The sequence below is a fragment of the Sphingobacterium sp. UGAL515B_05 genome, assembly GCF_033097525.1.
Taxonomy (GTDB): Bacteria; Bacteroidota; Bacteroidia; order Sphingobacteriales; family Sphingobacteriaceae; genus Sphingobacterium.
Genome location: NZ_CP109907.1, coordinates 2,945,104 through 2,965,147, shown reverse-complemented (window position 1 = coordinate 2,965,147; position 20,044 = coordinate 2,945,104). Strand labels below are relative to the sequence as shown.

The window sequence follows — 20,044 nt, the reverse complement described above, 5'->3', positions numbered from 1 at the left end:
TGCCTATTTTTTATAGGTCAGCTTGTTTTCGATCATACGGTTGTTATATTGTTGAATAAAAGCTTTCATCTTGCTTTCCATGGTATCCAATACTGCGGGATGTTGTTTCAACAGATCCTGTTTCATCAAACGATCTTTTTTAAGATCATAGAATGATGTCACTTTCAGTCCATCATAAGACATCATATAATCTTTATAATAAAGGTTATAAGTCCCCGCATTGTTATTGAGCACAAAATTATCCTTACCGGGTTTAAAGGCATCCGAACCAAAGGCAAAATAAGGTTCATCGTAGTGCAGATAATTTAAAATCGTAGGCATAATATCTATTTGCTGTACCAGTTTATCCGCTTTGCCAACTAGATTATCCCCAGGTGCATAAAATATTATTGGAATTTGGAAGCCCCCTGCTGCCGTTTGATATTCCGGCAGGTAGCTTACAGTAGCATGGTCTGCACAGATAACGAATATGGTATTTTTGTACCAGGGCATTTTGGAAGCTGTTGCAAAAAATTCACGCAGCGCATTATCGGTATATCCAATGGGTTCCTGTACGGGCAAAGGTCCTTTAGGAAATTTCCCCTGATACTTTTCAGGTACCTTAAATGGGTGATGCGAAGATAAAGAGAAGAAACTAGCGAAAAATGGCTGATGGAAAGTGTTGATCTTATTCGCTACAAATTGCAAAAACGGTTCATCCCAGATTCCCCATATACCATCAAAGTCAGCATCATTGTTATATTCATTTTTACCAAAATAATGCTGAATACCCGCCAGTTTCATATAAGCGGAGAAGCCCATACTGCCATTGGGTGCTCCGTGAAAAAAAGCAGTCTCATATCCCTTTTTCCCTAAAAGCTTCGCTAAGCTTGTGGTTTCATTTCCAGAATATATCGAAAGTACAAAAGGCTCTCCTATGGAAGGAATGCCCGTAATGACTGATGGTAGGGCATCAATTGATTTACGACCATTGGCATAGGTATCGGTAAAGGTGTAAGCATTGCGGATCAATGAATCCATAAAAGGCGTATAACCTTTGTATTTACCACCTTGAATATCTTTATTCAATTCACCAAAATGCTCCTTTGCAAAACTCTCCAAAATCAGAACGACGACATTTTTCTTTGCAAAAGGTTGGTCTGATTGCGGTACATGAATAGGATTGTATAACTGTTCAAGCTCTTGTTCGGAATAATAATGGACAGGTTTAAGATTAACAGCCTTCAATGTTTTCAATATACTAAATGGCGTATTCAGTACGATATTCATTTCTTCTGGCGTCTCTACATAATCACCCGCGTTACTTAATGTAATTGGACGGGTACTGTGTGCCCAACCGCCACGCACACCACCAATAAAAAGAAAAGCAGTCAATAAAAACAAAGGCAATTGGATCAAAAATGACTTCCAGCTATATTTCGTAATCCTTTCAATTTGAACAAGTTTATACGATTTAATCAAACCATAAACAACCAGTACCAACACGATAATGAGATACCAATAATCCAAACAGAAATCAAAAGCCAGCTTCATCAGGTTGGATTCATTGGAAAATTGGTCGATTACTGTTCCTGTCGTTCTTTTGAGGGTAAATGGATAGTAGGCAAAATCAATCAGATTTAACGCTATACCAATTGAATTGGTCACGACAAAGATCCATTTTGCAACTTTTTGATAGATTTTATTCGATTTAAATGGACCTGGTATAGTCTGCATAACAATATACAGGATATTTAGATACAGGAGTGCCACGATGTCGAATCGTACGCCACCCGCAAACATCACCAGGAGCTTACCTGCATCGACATGAGGAAATAAGGAAGCATTGACGCCATAAAACCCCAATCGCAATAACGCATAGATGACTAGAAGAAAGATAAAACGAATTGCGACAGCAAAATAAGGTGCAAATACTCCTTTTAATTTCATAGCCCTAATATTTTAAAAATTCACGGTATACGTCTTGATAATACGCTTTGCCAATATTCAATAAGCTGTCTGTTTTGCCAGCAGGATATTCCTTGTTGGATCTGTAATTGATAATTCTGCCTACATTATCGAAAGAAACCGCCTGTTGTGGGGTAATCACACCAAAGGCATCCTTCGAATTGTAAAATGCAATTTGAGGCGTCGTCGGATTAAAAAGATCCCGGCTCCAATGATAACGATCTGTTGGGAGCTTCAATTGTGTCAATAAAGTTGCCGCCAAATCCGTTTGATTGCCGATTCTATTAAATATTTTCCCACGATATTCAGGTTTTATAACATCACCGAAAAAGATCAGCGGAATATGAAAGCGATTGGGGTGAAATAGCTCCCATTTTTCAGATGGAAGTCGATGTCCATGGTCGGCCACGATAACAAAAAGAGTGTTCTTATACCAAGCTTCCTTTTTAGCTTTATTGATAAAATCAAAAACAGCTGAATCCGTATAATTTGCTGTACTTCGGAATTTATCCGCATTGGTAGCGTTGCCAAATTTATAGCCGTGTTTTAACTCAAATGGTTCGTGATTAATTAAGGTAAAGATCGTCGAAAAGAAAGGCTGTTTCTCTTTTCTGAAGTCTTTGATCATTTGATTAAAGACCACATGGTCATATACACCCCAAGAAGCACGCTCGGCATCCAATTCAAAATTGGCGTTATCCACCACCCTAGACATCCCATGCGTCAGCATATACGATTTAAAATTGTAAAACTCACTCTGACCGCCATGATAAAATGATGTTTCATAGCCGGCATGATCGAACTCTTGCCCAATGGCAGGCATATTTTCATGTTTGTCGATATACTTGATAATACTCTCGGGTCCTTGCGCCGGAAAGCCGCTCAACACCGCTACCATGCCTTTGTCGGACCGATCAGCAGCAGAATAAATATGGTCAAACAAAATACCGTCTTTAATCAACTCTTCCATGTGTGGCGTAATTCCCTTTTCCCCGCCAAGAGACTGAATAAGATCACCGACAAAACTTTCCAACATAATAATAACGACGTTCGGACGAGTCGTTGACAATACCTCTACGGCAGAGTCAGGTTGGCTTTGAAAGGCGGGGCGCAACTTGTCCCGAATCTCTTTCTGATCCGCATAATAATTATAAGGGTTTTTCAGTTTGGTACTTTCGGCAAAGAAATCCCGTAAAAAAGACCATTGGGTATTAACTGCTGCATGATTATAAAATGTTTCCTCGGAATAATAGGCCTTACTAGGGTTTAATGTTGCTCTCCCATAACCACCGCGAATAAACGTAAAGAGCACAAAAACTCCGATTGCGAGTTTGAAAAAGTTACCTACAGGAGATTTGATATTGAAAAAAGAGACTTTTTTAAACATCCAGCGGTATAGAAAATATCCACAGAATATACCGATCAACATACCGACGATTGGGAGGAATACCGGTGTGGACTCTGCCGAAGCTACGGCCCCTGAAGGTGAGGCGAAAAATGCATCGATGGCACGTTTAGAAATCTTGTCGCCCCATTCCCGATAGATATTGACATTGATAAAACTTGTCACAAAGAACAATACCAGGACGATAATGGTATAAATATCCAAGAGCAGTCTTTTAGGTTTCAGTTTTGGGAAAAACCCTAACAGGCAATACACCAGAAATGGTAGTGCGCAAATATAAGAGACAGCTGAAAAATCCAGATTCAGACCGTGATAATAAATCTTAAAAATTTCCGAAAAATTGGAAAAAACTATTTTCTCAAAAAAAGCAGTAATAAAAATTAATCTATCTATAAAACAGATAATTAACCAGAATAGAAAATATTGTGTTAAAGCCCTAAGCTCATTAGCAAATCGTTGCATTCCTTCGTGTAAAAATAAAACAGGCAAATTTACATTAATTTACATGAAATACAGGCTAATTACTTAGTAATATGAAGAAAAGATTAAAAAACTATAAATAGCGGATAATGTACTACACAGCTTGAATATCTCCCTCTTCAGCTGAAGCAGGACCTTCATTGAATCGAAAGACTAAGCTTTATACAGGGCTTCTCGTTGTTTGAGAACAAGATAAGTCGATAACTAAGGAAAATAACATAGAATTCCTTACTTTTGTGTTCCTTAAAAGTTTGAATATAAAATTTAAAATGAGCATAGCGAAAACTTACAATCCAAAAGAAGCTGAAGAAAAATGGTACAGCTATTGGAAAGCGAATGGATTTTTCCGTTCCACCCCGGACGAACGTGAACCTTACACGATTGTGATGCCTCCTCCGAATGTCACGGGAGTATTGCACATGGGGCATATGCTGAATAATACCATTCAGGACGTTTTGATTCGCCGCGCACGTATGCAGGGAAAAAACGCTTGTTGGGTACCGGGGACCGATCACGCCTCCATTGCCACTGAAGCTAAGGTCGTCGCTATGTTGAAAGAACAAGGAATTGACAAACGATCTTTATCACGTGAAGATTTCTTAAAACACGCTTGGGAATGGAAAGAAAAATACGGTGGTATTATTTTAAAACAGCTTGAAAAACTTGGCGCTTCCTGTGACTGGGATCGTACACGTTTTACCATGGATCCGGAGCTATATCAATCTGTTATCCGCGTATTTGTCGATTTATATCATAAAGGATTGATCTATCGTGGTTACCGTATGGTCAACTGGGATCCCGAAGCAAAAACAAATATCTCTGACGAAGAGGTTATTTATAAAGAGAAAAACGGCAAATTATATCACTTGAAATATCAGGTTGAGGGCACCGATCAATATATTGTTGTGGCGACGACCCGTCCTGAAACCATATTTGGTGATACAGCCGTGTGTATCAATCCCAATGATGAGCGCTACACCTGGTTAAAAGGAAAGCAAGTAATCGTGCCGATCGTTGGCAGAAAAGTGAACATCATTGAAGATGAATATGTCGATTTGGAGTTTGGTACAGGATGCCTTAAAGTTACTCCAGCGCACGATGTGAATGACTACGCACTAGGTAAAAAGCACAACCTGGAATTTGTCGACATCTTTACCGACGAAGCAAAACTAAACGACAATGGCCTGCATTACGCCGGCATGGATCGTTTTAAAGTCCGTAAGGAAATCGAGAAAGAGCTGGAGGAAAAAGGATTATTGGAGCAAGTTGAAAACTATACCAATAATGTTGGAACTTCCGAGCGAACAGGTGCTGTTATTGAGCCAAAAATCTCTAATCAGTGGTTCCTTAAGATGGAGGATCTTGCAAAACCGGCATTGGATAATGTTATGGATGATACCATTAAATTTCATCCAACGAAATTCAAAAATATTTACCGCAATTGGATGGAGAATGTTACCGACTGGAATATCTCAAGACAATTGTGGTGGGGACACCAGATACCGGCTTATTTCTATGGCGATGGAAACGAAGACTTTGTGGTTGCACAAACGGTTGAAGAGGCTCTTGTTTTAGCGCAGGAAAAATCAGGTAATACAACGCTTCAATTGACCGATCTACGTCAAGATGAGGATGTGCTAGATACTTGGTTTTCAGCTTGGCTATGGCCAATTTCGGTTTTCAATGGTATCAATGAACCAGAAAATGCAGAAATCAACTACTATTACCCTACGCAAGATTTAGTCACTGCCCCAGACATCATTTTCTTTTGGGTAGCACGTATGATCGTTTCAGGATATGAATTCCGCGGACAATTGCCTTTTGAAAATGTTTATTTCACGGGTATTGTACGCGACAAACTGGGCCGTAAAATGTCTAAATCACTGGGCAACTCTCCTGATCCGATTGATTTGATGAATGAATATGGTGCAGATGCTACGCGGATGGGCATGTTATTGACTGCTCCAGCAGGTAATGACCTTCCTTTTGATGTAGAACTTTGTGTACAGGGCCGTAATTTTGCTAATAAGATCTGGAACGCATTCCGCTTGGTTAAAGGCTGGGAAATTACAACTACTCCAGCTTCGGATTCAGATAAGATTTCGGCATCTTGGTTTGAAGCAAGGTTAAATCAAGCTCTGGTCGATATCGAAGAGAACTTCAAACACTATCGTTTATCAGATGCACTGATGACAACCTACAAATTGGTATGGGATGACTTCTGTGCCTGGTACCTTGAATTAGTGAAACCGGCTTATGGCTCCCCTATTTCTAGCGAAACCTTAGCAACAGTAAAATCTTTTTTCCAACGTATACTCACTTTAGTACATCCTTTCATGCCTTTCCTAACAGAAGAATTGTGGCATGACGAACTGTTCGGTGTGAAAGACGAGAAAGATTGCATTATCGTAGCCGCTTATCCTACAGCGAATGATTTTGATGAGCAACTGATAAAAGATTTCGCTATCGCTCAACAGATTATTTCGGAAGTTCGCAATATTCGCAATTCTAAAGGTATCTCCCCTAAAGTTGCTTTACCGTTAGCGATCAATCAACAATCGGACGTCAACCTGGAGCAATATATTGATATCATCACAAAGATTGCAAACTTGGAGGGTGTCACTTTTGTTTCCGAGAAAATAACTGGTGCAGCAAGTTTCCTTGCCGGCAAAGACGAATGTTATGTTACGTTGGAAAATAATATTGATGCGGATGCTGAACGTGAACGTATCGAGAAAGAATTGGAATACCTAAAAGGTTTTCTTGTATCTGTAGACAAAAAGCTTTCCAATGAACGGTTTGTGCAAAATGCTAAACCTGAAATTGTTGAAAACGAAAAAAGTAAAAAGGCTGATGCCGAAGCGAAGATTAAAATTCTTCAAGAAAGCTTAACAGCGTTAGGTTAACAGCTACACTATACATCTCAAAAAGTCCCGTGCAATGCACGGGACTTTTTTATGTTTAACGAGCGACCAAATTCGGAGATCGTTCGGTGCTTGTTCGGTACTTCTTCGGAGCTTGTTCGGTGCTTCTTCGGTTACAAGCGAATAAGCACCGTTAAATATCCAAAGTATATCCGATAAAAAAGCGTATCAAGAGCGAATTTGATTGACAGTTGTTCTCTACGAGGAGCACGTGCTTTCACGAAAGAGCCAAACAGATGGCTCAAGTAAATTTTGGTCCATCATTCACGGGTAATATATAGCACAAGGATATACGATAAAAACTTTTGAAACAAAAGGCAAAAGCGCTTTCCTCTATTCCAAAATAACCATACAGTTTATAATTAACCGGAGATCAACAATGCTGATAACTTTGTGTAAATTCTTGTAAAAAAATGAATAACTTTATAAGAGCGAACTTAAATTATATCATTATGGGATTCAAAGAGACATTTCAGATTAACGGTGAAAACCTTTTACAAAAGATCAAAGAAATCATTGCTGAGGGCAATGTGAGCAAAATCAGCATCTCGGACAAACATGGCAAAGAAATCATGAGCTTTCCTGTCACTATTGGTGCAATAGGCTTGATCTTAGCACCTGTCTTTGCAGCAATTGGCGCTGTAGCCGCATTGCTTACAGAATGTACAATTACCGTAGAACGAAATACAAACAAAGACGAAGAAGACAAAGAAGATAACAGCACTGATCCACCTACAACGATAACCGTAAAATAATCAATTTAAAATTGACCGTTATGAAGATCTTTAAAAATATACTATGTATCCTATTCGCCTTGCTATTCATCAATGCGGGGCTGGATAAACTTTTTCATTATATGCCTACGCCACCAATGGATATGGACATGAAAAAGGTATTTGAGGCTTTTGCCACGATCAAATGGCTAATGCCACTGGTTGGAATCATCGAACTCTTGGGCGGTTTATTGTTTATTTTCCCAAAAACGAGAACACTGGGTGCACTGGTCATCTTCCCCATACTCATTGGTATTTTTACCCACAACATGATTTTTTATAGCCAAATGGGACTAATTATTTGGGCTGTACTTTTCATTATTTGGCTATGGGTGGTATTCGAAAACTGGGGCAAGTATAAAAAACTGATGGAATAATTGCTTACATTCTTCTCCAAACGAATATCGAGCAGGATAATGCATCTATTAAATACCTATTACTTTGACAAATTGATAGGTATTTAATGTTTTTATTAACATAAAATTAAAAAACAAAAAACTTTGTACGACTAGAATGGTTTGGTCAATTATTTGATGTGTTTTTAGAATATTCCCACGATAAAATAATTTTATACAAGGGAAATGAAAAACTGTCTAATATTTGCTAGCAAGTATAGCACATAAATTAAACTTGCATTTACACGCAAATTTATCTTAGTTTGCTGAAATCATGGCGATATACGTTATATATCTGAAAACTTAGCAAACTTTTTTCCGTTTTAATTTTTATTAATAGATACTTAAATCAAATTATACGTTGAACAGATTTACCCGAATTGCTTTCAAAACAATATTGTGGATTATTGGAGTAATAATTGCGCTGGCTATTTTAATCGTATTTTTAATCAGAATACCCGCCGTTCAGAATTATATTGCTGGAAAAGTAACACACTATGTCGAAGGTAAGATTGGTACCCCCGTCAAAATTGGCTACATTAATATTGATTTCCCTAAAAAGCTGGTTTTAGAGGACATCTATTTAGCTGACCAAAGCAAGGATACGTTAGTGGCAGGAAAAAGCATAGCTGTCGATATCAATATGCTAAAACTTCTGAAAAATACCGTTGAAATTCAGAGCATTGAAGCAGAAGGAATCACCGCAAAAATCCGCCGTACATTGCCGGACAGTTCATTCAACTTTGATTATATTGTTAAAGCTTTCGCTTCTCAAAAGGAAAGCAAACCAACTGCAGACAGCAGTTCAGCCCTTCTATTTAATCTCGATAAAGTCAAATTTGATAAATTTCATATTGTCTATGCCGATGATGTTATTGGAACGAGTGCTGATGTTTATCTGAACAGCCTAAATACCAACATCAAGAAGTTCGACCTCACAAAAAACATGGCCTTCAATCTGCCCAAAGTGAAGATAGATGGTCTAAGTGCTACAGTGAAACAATGGCGACCAGTTGTTGATGGCACGGCACCCACGGTCAAAGATTTTGGCATTACAGATAAAACGGCACAAGTAACCACCTTGCTTCCCGATGTCGGTATACAGATTGCTGACCTGACCAATATCTTAGTGCGCTATGAGGATCAATCCAGTCTGCTGAATACAAAATTTTATATCAAAAATCTTCATGCAGACATTAACAAGATCGACCTTAATAAAGAACTTGTCGATATTCAAACGATCAATCTTGACGGTTCGGACAATAATGTGCTCTTTGGAAAGATCCAGAAAAAAGTAAACACAGGAGCGAAAAACACCGCGGATACTACCAAAATAAACTGGGTTGTCTCAGCCAAAGATATCCAAATCAACAATACAAGCTTAGCGTATAGAGACGACAATCAGGCCCGTATGAAAGGCTTTGATTACTTCAATATTAAGATCCCTGGAATGAAAACCAGTTTAAATGATCTTTACTATAGCGCCGATTCGATCAGCGGATCATTAAAAGAGCTTGTCGCCTCTGATCATTCCGGGTTTATGATCAAGCAATTGAAGGGGGATTTTAAGTATACAAATACAGGTGCGGAGATCAAAAACCTGTACGCAGAAACACCACGTACCCTACTGCGTGATTACTTAAAAGTAACCTATCCATCTTTGGATATTATTGCCAAAAAGCCAGAGCTGATCTATGTCAATGCAACGATCAAAAAGAGCCACGTAGATATGCGCGACATCTACTATTTTGCTCCTTTTTTGGATACCATGCAGGTGATGAAACCATTAATGGACAAAAAGTTTAATATTGATGGCCGCGTTGTGGGCAAGGTAAATGATTTAAATATTCCGGCAATTGATTTCCAAACGCTGTCCAATACACGTGTCATTGCAAGTCTGCATTTAAAAGGGCTACCCAATGTCGATAAAATGTCAATGGATCTTAATTTAAAAAAGCTAACTACAGGTCGTTCGGATATCGAAAAGCTGGTTTCAAAAAAAATGCTGCCTAGCGGAATAGAGCTGCCCAATACGATCGGCCTTACCGGAACTTTTAGAGGGGGAATGAATGCCTTTAATACCAATCTTTCCTTAGTAACAGAAAAAGGAACCGCCAAGTTCAATGGTAAAGTAGGCATGATTGGCCGCGATACAACCTATGATGCATTTGTCAGTATTCGTGATTTTGACATTGGTAAGATTATGAAAATGGACAGCACATTGGGAATACTTTCCTTCGAAGGAAAAATTAAAGGCCATGGTACCGATCCCAAGAAGCTTGTAGCCAACTTCGATGGTAAAGTAAATCGGATGGATGCGATGGGTTATCGTTATCAGAATATAGACATGAACCTTACCGCAGACAATGGAGATATTAAAGCTTCTATTGTTAGTCCCGACCCTAATATTCAATTGAAGTTAAATGCAACGGCCAACATGAAGTCCAAATATCCACAGGTCGATTTCGAACTTATGGTGGATACCATTAATTTTAAAAATTTAAAATTAATGGACGACGAGTTCAAATATCATGGTAAACTTGTCGGAAACTTTAGTTCAGCTGATCCTAATTTCTTAAATGGAGAAGCGCATATTACCAATTCATCTATTGTTTACAATGATGCTTATTACTCGCTAGACAGCATTTCACTGATTGCAAAAGCGGATACGAGCCGCAACTTGCTGCTTTTAAAATCGGACTTTCTAAATGCCCACTTAGTCGGAAAATACAAAATTTTAGAATTGCAGAATGCAGTTCAAGACATTTTACAGGTATATTACCAACCAGGCAAAGCTGTTAAAGTTCCCAAATATGAGCCTCAGAATATTGAGTTTTCAGCCCAATTGACCAGAACTAAATTTATAAAGGATTTTCTTCCAGAACTAACGGAAATGTCTGATATTACGTTGGATGGTATGTTCAATAGTCAGTCAAAAACTATTCTTGCCAAATTGGATGCCCCTAAGATTATTTATAATGGTACCGAGATCAACAACGTTACCTTAGATATAAATACGCTCGATAGCACGCTCTACTATTCGGCCTTGATCAATAAAATCAAGGTGAGCAATATCGAGCTGGTGAATACAGTCTTCAGTGGTAAAGTCATTCAAAACAATTTGGATTTTGGCCTTTGGATTAAAGACAAGAAAGAGAAAGAGCAGTATCATTTGGGCGCCAATATGCGCGTTGATAATGGAGCATTTGTTTTTAGCCTACTTCAGGATGGCCTGATGCTGAACTACGACAAGTGGACGATAAATCCAAACAACGTGCTCAAATTTGGCAGTACGGGTATTCAGGCCAATGACTTTATTTTAAGTAATAAAGGACAAGAGCTGAGTATATCATCGCAGGATAGTGTGCTCAATTCGCCACTCAACATTGCCTTTAAAAATTTCCGCATTGAAACATTAAGCAAAATGCTTGAAAGTGAAACTGTCGATCTCGGCGGCGGGATTAATGGTCAGGCAACCATATCACGTTTGGAAAGTAGCCCTGTCTTTGTATCCGATCTTGTGATCGACAAATTCTATATTGGAAAAGATACTGTCGGGAATGTCAACATAAAAGTGAACAATGAAAAAGAAAACACGTATAATGCGAATATCAGTATCAGTGAAAATGGCAACAATGTGGTATTAAGTGGTGATTTTATCAATCCTCCACAGGGAGAGGCAAGCCTGGATTTCACCTTAGATATTGCGCCACTCTCCATGCAGACGGTTCAGGCATTCAGTTTGGGTTATCTAAAAGACTCGAAGGGAAATCTTGAAGGCCAGTTAAAAATAACGGGATCGCCATCCAAACCACTCATTAACGGCGATGTGAAGTTTAAAGATGCACAATTCAATATTGCGATGTTGAATGCACTTTTCAAAGCTAAAGATGAAACCATTCATCTGGATGAAAGGGGTATTACTTTCCCTAAATTTGCATTGGAAGACAAAAAAGGGAATATTGCCAAGGTAACGGGATCCATAGAAACCAAAACGTATACTGATTTTGATTTTAATCTCAATATCAATACGGACAATTTTGAGGTGCTCAATTCAACACAAAGCGACAACGATATGTTCTATGGTAAAATGTATCTTACCTCGAACCTTCGCATCCGGGGGAATCTTGATAAGCCTATCGTTGATGGTACAATCAAGGTATTAGATGATACCGATTTCACCTTTGTCATGCCAAACGAGGATCCGGGGATGGCCGATCGTAAAGGCGTTGTCGAATTTGTTGATAAGAGTGATACCACAAGAGCCAACGTATTTGCAAAATTAGATTCGATGACCGTAACCCGTCTGACGGGAATCGACGTAGATCTGAATCTTCAAACGGATAAAGATGCCAAATTTAAGATCCTCTTGGATGCCGGTTCACAGGATGCACTGAATATCCAAGGAGAAGCGGAACTGAATGCAGGCATTGATGCGAGCAGCAAAATTACCTTGTCAGGTACATTTACCGTAGACAAAGGAAGTTACTCATTCAGTTTTGGTCCCGTAAAAAAAGATTTTACATTCCGAAAAGGAAGTACGATCACCTGGAACGGAGATCCCCTGGATGCGCAGCTTAATATCACAGCGGCATACACAACCAAAGCTCCAACGCTGGAACTTGTAGCGACGCAACTGGGATCAGAAAACGCTAATTTATACAAGCAACGTATTCCTTTTAATGTCTTGTTGAAGATTACAGACAAATTGTTCCAACCGCAACTGAATTTTGATATCGACTTGGACGAAAACAACTCGGTTGTTTCCCAAGATGTGATCAGCAAAGTAAATAACGCATTGACCACCTTGCGTGAAAATCCATCTGAGCTGAACAAACAGGTCTTTTCACTCATCGTTTTAGGACGCTTTATGTCGACCAATCCATTTGAAAGTTTATCCGGTGGTGGTGGCACAGAAGCCATAGTCAGAAATAGCATAAGTTCATTCCTGAGCGGTCAATTGAACCGCCTAGCCTCCGAGCTTATCACCGGAGTAGAACTGGATTTCAACTTAACTTCGGAGGAAGATTATGCTACTGGAGCGGGCCAAACCCGAACAGATCTGAATATCGGTGTATCTAAAATGCTTTTAAATGATCGTCTAAAAATTACCGTCGGTTCTAATTTTGAAGTTGAAGGAAATACACGCCCCGGAGAAACCGCCAACAATATTGCTGGAGATATCCAATTGGATTATCAACTTTCGCAAGATGGTCGCTATTTTGCACGGGTATATCGTAAAAATCAATATCAGGTCACGCTCCAAGGCCAATATGTAGAAACGGGTATCGGATTTATCATCAATATGGATTACAACCGGTTTAAGGAAATCTGGATGAGTTCGAAAAAACTCAAAGAGTACTATGACACAAATAGCAAAGGTTTCAGAAAACGTTTTGATGTGGAACGTATGGAAACCGATTCAGTCTATCGTGATAGCGTACGCACAGTCATCAGAGATAGTTTAATGACCCATAGCCCTGAGTACAGAAAACGTATGGAGGAAAGAGAAAAAGAAAAACGTAAACAACAGTTGGACTCAACGAAACGTACGCCGAAAAGCGATAGTCCAAAATCAAACATAGATACCATCAGAACGACAGCTATAAAAAATGAAGATGAGGAAAGGAGTTATCATGCAAACTAAACTAAAATATATTGTTGGAATAGTTTCATGCGCTGCATTTATAGCATCCTGTTCGTCAACCAAGAATCTGAAAGAAGGGGAAAGCTTATATGTCAAAGGCAATGTGATAGTCGATTCGGACACGATTTCCAAAGAAAATAAGGAGAAGATTGCGACCCATTTAGAAGCGGCATTGATGCCAAAGCCCAATAAACGTTTAGCTGGCGTACCATTTAAGTTGTACTTCAACAATATGGCCGGCGATTCTGTAGGGAATAATATCATTAAAAAATTTTTCAAGAAAATTGGTGAGAAACCGGTATTGTTGAGCGATGTCAATCGCGAGTATAATGAGAATCTACTGCGCAATCGTCTGGAGAATTTTGGTTTCTTTAATGCTGAAGTAAAATCCGACACTTTGGTTGAAAACAAAAAAGCAACGGTTAATTATACAGCCAAGCCAAATTTTATCTACCGAATAAGATCTGTTCAATTTGATATTGACAGCACAACGCAGCTGGGTAAAGATATTCGTTCGAGCTCCGATAAAAGTCTCTTACAGGTGGGCAAAAATTATAGCCTTGATGTTATCCTAAATGAGCGTGACCGCATCGACAATGACCTCAAAAATAAAGGATATTATTATTTCAGCCCTGATTACATCCTGGTTCAGGTAGACAGTTCACACCGGAACAACAAGGTCGACATGTATGTTACTGTAAAGAAGGAAACACCGGCACAGGCGAGGGTACCTTCAAAGATTAATAAAATCTACATTTACCCGAACTACACGGAAACAAGCTCTGGCTATCAGCGATCCACCCGTAACGCGGAACTATATGATAGCAGCTACTATTTTATAGACCGCCAGCATCTTTATAGAAAGCCTGTTATCGCGAATCATATCTTCTTTCATCCCGGCGATGTCTACAACCGTAATGCCCACAACCAAACCATCAGCCATCTGGTGAATCTCAATAGCTGGAAATTTGTCAAAAACAACTTTGTTGACAGCAAAGAAGTTCCCAACGCACTTGACGTCTACTACTACTTAACCCCGTTGCCAAAAAAATCACTCCGCGTGGAACTATTGGGAAAAATGGCTTCGGTATACAATGGTACAGAAGTTAATGTCAACTGGACTTTACGCAATGCATTTAAAGGCGCAGAGCAGTTAAGTTTTAATGTATTCGGTGGTTATGAAACCCAGACCGGTGGATCGGCCGACCTCAACTCGAGTTATTACCGTTACGGGATGGAGGCTACACTGACCTTTCCGCGGATATTGTCCCCTTTTGGAAGGATTTCTCCTACGCGCCGTTTTATTCCGAAGACTTACGTCAAAGGCCGCTATGAATTTTTAAATCGCCGCAAAGCATATACCTTAAATTCCATCGCATTGGATTACGGTTACATCTGGCAGGAGTCTGAGGAGAAGCAGCACGATCTTGCTTTAATGGAGATTACCTATGTTCAGCCTAAAGGTATTTCTGAAAACTACCAAAAACAAATGGATACTATTCCGGCGTTAAGGCATGCAATAGATCCACAATTTACGATCGGCCCAAATTATAACTTCACGTTTCAAAACACGATGAAGCAGCATTTGAAAAATACATTTTATTTCAAAGGCAACCTGGACCTCTCGGGGAACATACTCGGTTTGATAAAAGGAGCAGATTTCAATAAAGGGAAAACGTTCAAATTGTTCGATGCTTATTTCTCCCAATACATCAAGATCAGTGGCGATGGCAGACACTATCTCAAATTGTCGGAGAATTCGCAGCTTGCCTCACGGGTCAGTTTAGGATTAAGCTATTCCTATGGTAACTCGCGGTCACTTCCTTATTTAAAACAATATTATGTAGGTGGGCCTAACAGTATCCGGGCATTTGGTGCTCGTGCAATTGGACCGGGAACAGTTGCCCCTGAAAAATTAAGCAACGGCCTCTTCTATGCCGATCAGACCGGTGATATCAAATTGGAACTTAACACAGAATACAGAGCTAAATTAGCAGGCTTTGTTCATTGGGCAGCATTCATAGATGCCGGGAATGTGTGGTTGCAACGGGATGACGTCAACAAGCCGGGCGGTAAGTTCAGCAAGAACTTTTTAAATGAATTAGCCGTCGGCGGTGGAGCTGGATTACGCTTCGACTTTACGTTTTTGATCATTCGTACAGATATGTCAATACCTTTCCGCATTCCCTATCTTCCAAAAGGAGAACGTTGGGTATTTAAGGATATCGACTTTGGAAGTTCAAAATGGAGAAAGGATAATTTGATGTTCAACCTAGCCATCGGCTATCCGTTCTAGGATTTCAAATTTGATTTACACGATAGAAATAACAGGCTTGAACAAATTTCAGGCCTGTTATTTTTTTACTATTTTATAAAAGTCATCGATTTTGGAGGGTTCTATTTCTTATGTCAAAAAACAAGTTATTCCCGCTAAATACATTGATTTACTGATAATAATTGATTAAATTCAAGAATTATTTAATAATCCACATAAATGCGCATGAAATATCCATATAAAAAAATACAAGCATTCGTGAAGATGGACCGGATATCCAATGTGGCATAAGGACCGCCGAAGGCAGCTATATAATTAAAAGGCAGATGTATATACTTAAGCGGAAAATTAGCTCATGAATAAACAAATTATTTACATATGAAAGTAACTATTGTTGGTGCTGGAGCTGTAGGAGCAACTACAGCGGACAATTTAATCCGTCGAAATGTCGCCGAGGAGATTGTATTATTGGATATTAAAGAAGGCTTTGCGGAAGGCAAAGCGCAAGATATGGCGCAAACCGCTGCCTTATTGGGTTTTGAATCAAAAATCAAAGGGGTAACCAATGACTATCTTTCAACTTCAGGTTCTACTGTTGCCGTCATTACATCGGGAATTCCGCGTAAACCCGGAATGACACGCGAGGAATTGATTGGGACAAATGCCAATATTGTCAAGTCAGTTGTAGAGAACTTAGTCAAACACTCTCCGGATATTATCATTGTCATTGTTTCTAATCCGATGGATACCATGACTTATCTGGCACTTAAATCGAGTGGATTACCTAAGAATAGAATTGTTGGAATGGGAGGTACATTGGATTCAGCCCGGTTCAAATATCAACTGAGTGAAAAACTGAATGCTTCTGCGGCCGACCTCAATGCCATTGTCATTGGTGGCCATGGAGATACAACGATGATTCCACTCATCAAGCACTCCACGTGGAACAGTATTCCGGTCACTGATTTCCTTACCCCGGAAGAGCAAGACGAAATTGTACACAAAACAATGGTTGGTGGGGCCACATTGACCAGCTTGATCGGAACTTCCGCCTGGTATGCTCCGGGCGCTGCAACTGCCGCAGTTGTCGAAAGTATCGTGCGCGATCAAGGCCGATTATTTACGGCCTCTGTGTATCTGGAAGGTGAATTTGGCCAAGAAGATATCAATCTTGGGGTACCGGTTATCATCAATAAAAAAGGATGGGATCGGATCGTGCCTATTCTACTCGATGAAGAGGATAAAGAAAAATTCAATAAAAGTGCAGAAGCAGTACGGACAATGAATAATGTACTGAAAGAAATAAAAGCGCTGTAGCGCATAAACTATAAAAAGATGAAAAGCTGTTATTTATAGAATAGCAGCTTTTTTTATGAGCGTTCAACACACACTGCGGGTTTTAAAATTTCTTTTTTAAGGGAATTTTTGGGTATGTTTGGCTATATGACAACAGTACCATTTCAATTATTGGATTTACAAGGCCAGGGCACACACATTTTAATCGATGTAGAAATATATAACCGTTCGTTCAAGATGGTGATCGATACAGGGGCTTCTAAAACTGTATTTGATAAAACACAATTGGGGCATCTTTTGGAGGACCAATTGCAGCTTGAGCCTTCAGAAACATTATCAACAGGACTTGGCACCAATTCAATGGAGAGTTTCAACATAAAAATTCCAAGTCTGACCATAGGTGAATGGCAGATAAAAAACTTAAATACTGCAGTACTGGATTTAAGCTCGATCAACTATGCCTATCAGCAGATGGATCTAGAACCAGTGATCGGCGTACTGGGCGGAGATATTTTTGCAGACTATGGTGCTGTCATTGATTATGCAAAGTGCACCTTAAAATTAAGAACCCGGAAATTAAAACTTAAATAGGCGTTTGTGGATATGGAGCCGGAGATAGCCATAGTACACGATTGCGATCAATATCCCCAATCCACCCATGACGTATAATGTCGTTCGAAGCCCACAGTAACTGGCTAACGAACCTATCATCAGTGTACCGATGGGAAATATCCCCTGAAAAGCCATGACGTAATACGAGATCGCCCGGGCACGATAGATCGGTATGGCATGCGTCTGAATATACGTATTGATACTTGAGTTTTGCATCATCATGGCAAAGGATACCAACATCACATAGACGAGTGCCATCTGCAGCATACTCGAATGTGCCAAAAACAATAATGCAACTCCCATAAGGGCAGCAGCCCCCATCACCTGATAGCGCAAATTGGTACCCGATTTTAAACGGGCCATATTAAAAGCACCAATCATGGCACCCAGGCCGGCTGCACTTTCAAACCAGGAGAACGTACGTTCATCACCATGAAACATTTCTTTTGCGATGGCAGGCAGCAACGAGGTATACGGAATAACAATCAAGCTGGAGAATGTCATGATAATAATCAGCGAGGAGATGTGCGGCGAACGTTTGAGGTAACGAAAGCCTTCGACCAAACCTTCCCAATTGCTTCCCTTGCTCAGTTGAACATGTGTTTCATCGACCTGCATCATCAATAATGTAATAATGACCGGAACAAAACTGATAAAGTTCAGGGCAAAACAAACGAGTTCACCATATGTACTCAGTAAAATACCTCCTATTGCAGGCCCCAACATTCGGGCACCATTGAAAATTGTTGAATTCAGCGCTATGGCATTCGGCAGATCTTTACGGTCCCCAACCAAATACATCATCAGTGACTGACGCCCCAAAACATCGAAAGAATTAATGACCCCTTGTATAAGCCCCAAGGCGGAAAGCCATAAGACACTCTCCCATTTCAGATAAACGACCAGGGTCAAAATCCCAGCCTGTATCATCAGACCAATTTGGGTCATCAGAACCAATTTATACTTTTTATGCTTATCGACGAAACTGCCGATAAATGGAGACAGAACCAAAGAAGGCAATAAGGAGATGAACTGCACAAAACCGAGCCAAAACACAGATCCGGTCAATTCATAGACTAACCAACTGATGGCTATACGCTGCATCCAGGTCCCCATAAGGGAAATTGCTTGTCCTATAACATGTAAACGGAAATTTCTATAATGAAGAGAACGGAAAACCTGCATATTTAAAGATAATACTATATTAAAAGTATAACAAAAAATAAGGAGAAGAGATTCTTTTTTGCAAAAATAATGATGCAATAGGTGAAAATCGATGCTTCAATACTGGAATATAATCAATAACTTTGCATCACTATTTTGGACATTAGAATAATCAAATAATTATCATTCAATAACATACACAATGAAATTTTTTATTGACACAGCGAACCTAGAGCAAATCAGAGAAGCCCAAGATTTAGGCGTATTAGACGGTGTAACAACCAATCCAAGTTTAATGGCCAAAGAAGGTATTAGCGGTGATGAAAACGTAATCAACCATTATAAAGCGATCTGTGCCATCGTTGATGGCGACGTAAGTGCTGAGGTCATTTCGACAACCTATGAGGAAATGATCAAAGAAGGCGAAGCGTTAGCAGCTCTTGACAGCAAGATTGTTGTCAAAGTCCCTATGATCAAAGATGGCGTAAAAGCAATTAAATATTTCAGTAAAAAAGGTATTAAAACAAATTGTACATTGGTATTTACAGCTGGTCAAGCACTATTGGCTGCAAAAGCTGGGGCAACTTATGTATCTCCTTTTATCGGTCGTTTGGATGATATCTCTACAGATGGATTAGCGTTGATCGAAGATATTCGTTTAATCTATGATAACTACAACTATCCTACACAAATTTTAGCAGCTTCTGTACGTCACAGTGCACACATTTTAGGCTGTGCTAAAATCGGTGCTGATGTTATGACAGGTCCTTTATCAGCGATCCTAGCCTTATTGAAACACCCATTGACAGACAGCGGTCTAGCGACATTCTTAGCTGATCACGCGAAAGCTGCAGGCAAATAAGATTCCTATATTTCCATATAGTAACGAAAACCGATAAGTAAGATGACAGTAATCTTAAACTTATCGGTTTTCTTATTTTTAATAGATTCCGTATTTTTGTACTGTCAAAAGCATCTTTGAGAAAGGAAATGGTCCGTTCCCGTTCGTTAATGGTCTATTGAAAGGGAAAAAATAGGATGAATAAATTCATCACATAGTTTTTTAACTTGCAAATAAAAGTAAATTTCTCTTAGTTTGTATTTGATCTAAGGCTTAACGAAGAAA

General features: G+C 39.4%; 11 protein-coding genes. 8 read left to right on the top strand and 3 right to left on the bottom strand.

Translation table 11 applies throughout. The annotated features are described in order from the left end of the window. Positions 1 to 3 precede the first annotated feature (3 nt). Both OK025_RS11930 and OK025_RS11925 read right to left on the bottom strand, forming a co-directional pair. A complete protein-coding gene (locus OK025_RS11930; protein ID WP_317669612.1) occupies positions 4 to 1,929 on the bottom strand; it encodes an LTA synthase family protein in 1,926 nt (641 codons plus the stop codon). Between the two features lie 4 nt (positions 1,930 to 1,933). Further along, the gene (locus OK025_RS11925; RefSeq protein ID WP_317669611.1) at positions 1,934 to 3,556 is read right to left on the bottom strand and encodes an LTA synthase family protein; all 1,623 of its coding nucleotides are present in this window, start codon (positions 3,554 to 3,556) and stop codon (positions 1,934 to 1,936) included. Between the two features lie 545 nt (positions 3,557 to 4,101). On the opposite strand from OK025_RS11925, the gene OK025_RS11920 reads away from it, so the two are divergent. The 7 genes from OK025_RS11920 to OK025_RS11890 all read left to right on the top strand — a co-directional run bounded on the left by OK025_RS11920 (position 4,102) and on the right by OK025_RS11890 (position 17,733). Continuing rightward, on the top strand, positions 4,102 to 6,738 hold the full coding sequence (locus tag OK025_RS11920) for a valine--tRNA ligase (protein WP_317669610.1): 2,637 nt from the start codon (positions 4,102 to 4,104) through the stop codon (positions 6,736 to 6,738). Between the two features lie 431 nt (positions 6,739 to 7,169). Beyond that, positions 7,170 to 7,511: a DUF4342 domain-containing protein gene (locus OK025_RS11915; RefSeq protein ID WP_312338336.1), complete on the top strand. Its 342-nt coding sequence runs from the start codon at positions 7,170 to 7,172 to the stop codon at positions 7,509 to 7,511. Positions 7,512 to 7,531: 20 nt separating this feature from the next. Continuing rightward, entirely contained in the window at positions 7,532 to 7,906 is a 375-nt protein-coding gene (locus OK025_RS11910) for a DoxX family protein (protein ID WP_075994106.1), read from the top strand. Between the two features lie 379 nt (positions 7,907 to 8,285). Further along, positions 8,286 to 13,571 carry a translocation/assembly module TamB domain-containing protein gene (locus OK025_RS11905; RefSeq protein ID WP_317669609.1) on the top strand — a complete coding sequence of 1,762 codons (5,286 nt, stop codon included), beginning with the start codon at positions 8,286 to 8,288 and terminating at the stop codon, positions 13,569 to 13,571. Then, positions 13,543 to 15,867, top strand: coding sequence for a BamA/TamA family outer membrane protein (locus OK025_RS11900; RefSeq protein ID WP_317669608.1), 2,325 nt, complete (start codon positions 13,543 to 13,545; stop codon positions 15,865 to 15,867). Before OK025_RS11905 ends, OK025_RS11900 begins: the two co-directional genes overlap by 29 nt. A 357-nt stretch (positions 15,868 to 16,224) precedes the next feature. After that, a complete protein-coding gene (locus OK025_RS11895; protein ID WP_317669607.1) occupies positions 16,225 to 17,163 on the top strand; it encodes a malate dehydrogenase in 939 nt (312 codons plus the stop codon). A gap of 126 nt (positions 17,164 to 17,289) precedes the next feature. Then, a complete protein-coding gene (locus tag OK025_RS11890; protein WP_317669606.1) occupies positions 17,290 to 17,733 on the top strand; it encodes a retropepsin-like aspartic protease in 444 nt (147 codons plus the stop codon). Here the strand turns inward: OK025_RS11890 and OK025_RS11885 are convergent. Next, positions 17,719 to 18,939, bottom strand: a complete 1,221-nt coding sequence (locus tag OK025_RS11885; RefSeq protein WP_317669605.1) for an MFS transporter — start codon at positions 18,937 to 18,939, stop codon at positions 17,719 to 17,721. The two genes, OK025_RS11890 and OK025_RS11885, sit on opposite strands and share 15 nt — an antisense overlap. A gap of 181 nt (positions 18,940 to 19,120) precedes the next feature. Here OK025_RS11885 and fsa point away from each other — a divergent pair, with 181 nt between their 5' ends. After that, on the top strand, positions 19,121 to 19,780 hold the full coding sequence (gene fsa, locus OK025_RS11880; protein WP_317669604.1) for a fructose-6-phosphate aldolase: 660 nt from the start codon (positions 19,121 to 19,123) through the stop codon (positions 19,778 to 19,780). Positions 19,781 to 20,044: the final 264 nt, after the last annotated feature.